The organism is Neisseria sp. P0019.S003, from assembly GCF_051957115.1.
GTDB classification, from domain to species: Bacteria; Pseudomonadota; Gammaproteobacteria; order Burkholderiales; family Neisseriaceae; genus Neisseria; species Neisseria flavescens_D.
In genome coordinates, this window is sequence record NZ_JBQCWT010000120.1 from 1 (window position 1) to 378 (window position 378).

A 378-nucleotide genomic window follows, 5' to 3' on the forward strand; every position below is an offset into this window, starting at 1 on the left:
GCTTTATCTCTATTACCCCAGCCGCCGCGGGCATTCCAATGTGTTTAAGATGATTGTGGATGAGTTAAAAGTTAAAGCCGTCTGAAAATTCAGACGACTTTTTACACCCAAGAGCGGTCAAATTTTCCAGTATTTTTGCAAATTCTCTTTAAAAGATGATCGCTTATCAATCTAGCCTCACAGTCTCTCCGTCTTCCGGAACGTTCACACGGCTTTCAATGCCTTGACCGCGTATAAATTTACGCATATCAGCGCGGCTGACGGCGGTATGATTCACGGTATCCATGTGTACGGTGATGATTTTGGCTTTAGGCATGACTTGGCTGGCTTTTAATACATCAGCCGTCCCCATAATAATGCCGTCTGAAATGCCTGAAA

The 378-nt window shown here is 44.2% G+C and carries 1 pseudogene; it reads right to left on the minus strand.

Features of this window, described 5'->3' with window-relative positions:
* Positions 1-166 precede the first annotated feature (166 nt).
* Positions 167-378 (minus strand): annotated as a pseudogene (locus tag ACTHTS_RS11390) (MBL fold metallo-hydrolase); the annotation flags it as partial.